The sequence below is a fragment of the Variovorax sp. P4_D9 genome (assembly GCF_056401695.1).
Map to the genome: position 1 here is coordinate 1 of NZ_JBFUIU010000680.1, position 4,738 is coordinate 4,738.

Annotated in this window: 4 protein-coding genes and 1 riboswitch; of the genes, 2 read left to right on the plus strand and 2 right to left on the minus strand. The window is 68.0% G+C overall.

Going from position 1 to position 4,738, the window contains the following annotated elements; all coding sequences use genetic code 11:
- A partial coding sequence (locus AC1DY5_RS42455) for a hypothetical protein (protein WP_478120428.1) occupies positions 1–228 on the minus strand: 228 nt, incomplete at its 3' end.
- Positions 229–265: 37 nt separating this feature from the next.
- A complete protein-coding gene (locus tag AC1DY5_RS42460) occupies positions 266–1,153 on the minus strand; it encodes a LysR family transcriptional regulator (RefSeq protein ID WP_478120429.1) in 888 nt (295 codons plus the stop codon).
- 100 nt (positions 1,154–1,253) lie between these two features.
- Between AC1DY5_RS42460 and AC1DY5_RS42465 the strand changes: the two genes are divergently transcribed.
- Together AC1DY5_RS42465 and metH are read left to right on the plus strand one after the other, a co-directional pair.
- Positions 1,254–1,691, plus strand: a complete 438-nt coding sequence (locus AC1DY5_RS42465) for a PACE efflux transporter (protein WP_478120430.1) — start codon at positions 1,254–1,256, stop codon at positions 1,689–1,691.
- 8 nt (positions 1,692–1,699) lie between these two features.
- A riboswitch (S-adenosyl-L-homocysteine riboswitch) is annotated at positions 1,700–1,792 on the plus strand.
- A gap of 23 nt (positions 1,793–1,815) precedes the next feature.
- Positions 1,816–4,569: a methionine synthase gene (metH, locus tag AC1DY5_RS42470; protein ID WP_478120431.1), complete on the plus strand. Its 2,754-nt coding sequence runs from the start codon at positions 1,816–1,818 to the stop codon at positions 4,567–4,569.
- Positions 4,570–4,738: the final 169 nt, after the last annotated feature.

A 4,738-nucleotide genomic window follows, 5' to 3' on the forward strand; every position in this document is an offset into this window, starting at 1 on the left:
CCGCATGGCGGGGGACCCCGGCCCCCGGGCGCGCGGCCGCCCGGCAACGACTTCCAGACCGGCGGTCGTCCACCGGGGCAAGGGGGCGGCGGCGGCGGTGGCGGCCGCGGAGGTGGCCAGGGTGGTCACGGAGGCGGCCAGGGTGGCGGGCACGGTGGCGGCCACGGAGGTGGTCACGGAGGTGGTGAGGGTGGCGGCCGCGGTGGCGGCCACGGTGGCGGCGGCCACGGAGGGGGCGGCGGCCGCGGCGGGTGAGCGCCGGCCTTCAGTCCTTCTTGCGGGCGATCAGCGACACGAAGCGCTGGGCGCCCAGGCCCAGCGGCCGCTCGCGTGACCAGACCACGTCGACCCACAGGTCGAGCCCGTTGGACAGGTTCTCGAACGGAATTTCGACCAGCGCGCCCGCTGCCACGTGCGGCCTTGCGAAGTTGCGCGGCAGCCAGCCCCAGCCCAGCCCGGCGGTGATCAGGCTCAGGGCGGCCAGCGCGTTGTCGGTGCGCCAGACATGGCGCGCGAAGACGAAGCGCGGGTCGCTGGTGGCGAGATCGCGCCCGGCGACCACGATCTGCCGCGTGGTCGTCAGGTGCTCCTCGCGCAGCCGTCCGCCGGCCGCCGCCAGCACCGGGTGGTCGGGCGCCATCACGGCCACCATGGTGTCGCTGGCCACCTCCTGGAAGCCCTCCCGGCCGTCCAGGCTGGGGCGTTCGAAGACCAGCGCCAGTTGGGCCCGGCCGCTGTGCAGCAGCGCCAGCGCATCGGCCTGCGGCGCGGCCAGCACCTCGACCTCCAGCAACGGGTATTCGTCCGCCAAGGCGGCCAATGGGCCGCTCCAGGGCGCCGCCAGCAGCTCGGGGGCGATCGCCAGCGTGAGGCGGTTCTCGAGCCCCTGGGTGAGCGCCAGCGCCTGAACCTGGAGCTGCTTCAACTGCGCCGCCAGTAGGCGCGCCTGCGGTTCGAGCGAACGCGCGGCGGCGGTTGGCTGCGGCTCGCGACCGCTGCGGTCGAACAGCGGCAGGTCGAGCTCGGCTTCGAGGTTGGCAATGGCCATGCTGACCGCCGAGGGCACCCGCCCCAGGGCCCGTGCCGCGGCGGAAAAAGAGCCATGGTCGACGACCGCAAGGAACACCTCCACGTTATCGCTGGAAAAACTCATGGCGCTCKATCTATCAAGTTTTCTGAAAGAAGATGACTTTATATATCAGCGGAACAAACATAAAGTTCGGTTCCACGCCAACCAACACAGGATCGATTCCATGCAAGGGCTCAAGCGCCGCGTCGTCTACATCAGCCTCTACGAGGGCATCGCCATCGTCGCCGCCGGCGCGGGGCTGGCGCTGATGTCGGGCCAGGGCCTGGGTCATTCGGGCGTGCTGGCGGTCATCGCCTCGGTCATCGCGGTGCTTTGGAACCTCTCGTTCAATGCCCTGTTCGAGCGCTGGGAATCGCGCCAGACGCTGCGCGGCCGCAGCGTGTGCCGCCGCATCGCCCATGCGATCGGTTTCGAGGGCGGCCTAGTGGCCTTCCTGGTGCCGGTGTTCGCCTGGTGGCTCGACGTCAGCCTGTGGGACGCCCTGGTGATGGACCTCGGCCTGGTGGTTTTCTTCCTGGTCTACACCTTCGTCTTCAACTGGGCCTTCGACGCCATCTTCGGCCTGCCGGCTTCGGCTGCCGGCGCCGCCCAGCCGGCGTAAAATCCGCGGCTCCCAAGGAGCGTTGCAGCGCCGCCGTCCATCCGGGCGGCCGCGTCAGGCTTGGGCTTCCAGACCCTGGAGTGCAACGACGCTCGCCTGACCCCAACGTCCTGCAGGTGAGCCCATGCCAACCGATCCGTCCGCATCCCAGAATCCGCCCCCGATGAAGCTGTCCGGCCTCGAGCCGGTGCAGATCGGCGAGGGTGCCCTGTTCGTCAACATCGGCGAGCGCACCAACGTCACTGGCTCCAAGGCCTTCGCGCGGATGATCCTCAATGGCCAGTTCGAGGAAGCGCTGGCCGTCGCGCGCCAGCAGGTCGAGAACGGCGCACAGGTGATCGACATCAACATGGACGAGGCCATGCTCGACAGCAAGGCCGCGATGGTGCGATTCCTGAACCTGATCGCCAGCGAGCCCGACATCGCCCGCGTGCCGATCATGGTCGACAGCTCGAAGTGGGAAGTGATCGAGGCCGGCCTGCGCTGCATCCAGGGCAAGGGCATCGTCAACTCGATCAGCATGAAGGAGGGCGAAGAGCAGTTCAGGCACCAGGCCCGGCTGCTGCGCCGCTACGGTGCGGCGGCGGTCGTGATGGCCTTCGACGAGAAGGGTCAGGCCGACACCTACGAGCGCAAGATCGAGATCTGCGAGCGGGCCTACCGGATCCTGGTCGACGAGATCGGCTTCCCGCCCGAGGACATCATCTTCGACCCGAACATCTTCGCGATCGCCACCGGCATCGAGGAGCACAACAACTACGCGGTCGACTTCATCAACGCGGTGCGCTGGATCAAGCAGAACCTGCCGGGCGCCAAGGTGTCGGGCGGGGTCTCGAACGTGAGCTTCAGCTTCCGCGGCAACGATCCGGTGCGCGAAGCCATCCACACCGTGTTCCTCTATCACGCGATCAAGGCCGGCATGGACATGGGCATCGTCAACGCCGGCATGGTCGGCGTCTACGACGACCTCGAGCCCGAGCTGCGCGAGCGCGTCGAGGACGTGGTGCTGAACCGCCGCCCCGACGCCGGCGAGCGCCTCGTCGAGGTGGCCGAGACCGCCAAGAGCGGCGCCAAGGACGAGAGCAAGAAGCTCGAATGGCGCGGCACGCCCGAGCACCCGGTGCACGTGAACCAGCGGCTGTCGCACGCGATGGTGCACGGCATCACCGACTTCATCGTCGAGGACACCGAGGAGGCCTACCAGCAGATCCTGGCCACCGGCGGGCGGCCCCTACACGTGATCGAAGGCCCGCTGATGGCCGGCATGAACATCGTCGGCGACCTGTTCGGCCAGGGCAAGATGTTCCTGCCGCAGGTGGTGAAGTCGGCCCGCGTGATGAAGTCGGCCGTGGCCCACCTGATTCCCTACATCGAGGAAGAGAAGCGCCAGGACGAGGCGGCCGGCCGCGACGTTCGCACCAAGGGCAAGATCGTCATCGCCACCGTCAAGGGCGACGTCCACGACATCGGCAAGAACATCGTCACGGTCGTGCTCCAGTGCAACAACTTCGAGGTCGTGAACATGGGCGTGATGGTGCCCTGCCACGAGATCCTCGCGCGCGCCAAAGTCGAGGGCGCCGACATCGTCGGCCTCTCGGGCCTGATCACGCCGAGCCTCGAAGAGATGCAGTACGTGGCCGGCGAGATGCAGAAGGACGATCATTTCCGCATCCGCAAGATCCCGCTGCTGATCGGCGGCGCCACCACCAGCCGCGTGCACACGGCCGTGAAGATCGCGCCGCACTACGAAGGGCCGGTGGTCTACGTGCCCGATGCATCGCGCAGCGTGAGCGTGGCGCAGTCGCTGCTGTCGGAGCAGGCCGCGAGCTACATCGACGAGATCAACGCCGACTACGACAAGGTGCGGCATCAGCACGCCAACAAGAAGCAGACGCCGCTGTGGCCGCTGGCTAAGGCGCGCGCCAACAAGACGCCGATCGACTGGGCGAACTACCTGCCACCGGTGCCCAAGTTCATCGGTCGCCGGGTGTTCCGGAACTTCGGCCTCACCGAACTGGCGAAGTACATTGACTGGGGTCCCTTCTTCCAGACCTGGGACCTGGCCGGCCCGTTCCCAGCGATCCTCAAGGACGAGATCGTTGGCACCGAGGCGGTGCGCGTCTACGCCGACGGCCAGCGCATGCTCAAGCGCCTGATCGAGGGGCGCTGGCTCACGGCCAGCGGCGTGATCGGCTTCTGGCCGGCCAACACGGTCAACGACGACGACATCGCGCTCTACACCGACGAGTCGCGCAGCGAGGTCGCGTTGACCTGGTACGGCATGCGCCAGCAGACCGAGAAGCAGGCGATCGAGGGCGTGATGCGGCCGAGCCGCTGCCTAGCCGATTTCGTGGCGCCGCGCGAGAGCGGCCTGAAGGACTACGTGGGCATGTTCGCGGTCACCGCCGGCCTGGGCGTCGAGAAGAAGGAGAAGTACTTCATGGACGACCTCGACGACTACTCGGCGATCATGCTGAAGGCCCTGGCCGACCGCTTGGCCGAGGCCTTCGCCGAGGCGCTGCACCATCGCGTGCGGACCGACCTCTGGGGCTATGCGGCCGGCGAGGCCCTGAGCAACGAGGACATGATCGGCGAGAAGTACCGCGGCATCCGACCGGCGCCCGGCTATCCGGCCTGCCCGGACCACAGCGTGAAGCGGCCGATGTTCGAGCTGCTGCACTGCGCTGAGATCGGCATGACGCTGACCGACAGCCTGGCCATGATGCCGGCCGCCAGCGTCAGCGGCTTCTACCTGAGCCACCCCGACACGACCTACTTCAACGTCGGCAAGATCGGGCACGACCAGTTGCAGGACCAGGCGGCGCGGCGCCATGAGAGCGAGGCCGATCTCGAGCGTCTGCTGGCGCCTAATCTTTGATACCAACAGGCTGTCGCTAGCAGGCGCGGCGAGCGGGAGTTCCTATTCAGAAGTTGATGTTCGGGGCCGCGCACTATGCGGCGGCGGCGGTATTCGCGGTCGCCTGCTGGGGATTCGGCCGGGCGCTGCTGGCGCGCATCGGCGCGCCGCCGCGGCGCGACCGCGGGCT

Bases quoted from the DNA above. Each gene is read 5' to 3' on its own strand.
- AC1DY5_RS42465 (WP_478120430.1), top strand. From the start codon at position 1,254: ATGCAAGGGCTCAAGCGCCGCGTCGTCTACATCAGCCTCTACGAGGGC.
- metH (WP_478120431.1), top strand. From the start codon at position 1,816: ATGCCAACCGATCCGTCCGCATCCCAGAATCCGCCCCCGATGAAGCTG.
- AC1DY5_RS42460 (WP_478120429.1), bottom strand. From the start codon at position 1,153: ATGAGTTTTTCCAGCGATAACGTGGAGGTGTTCCTTGCGGTCGTCGAC.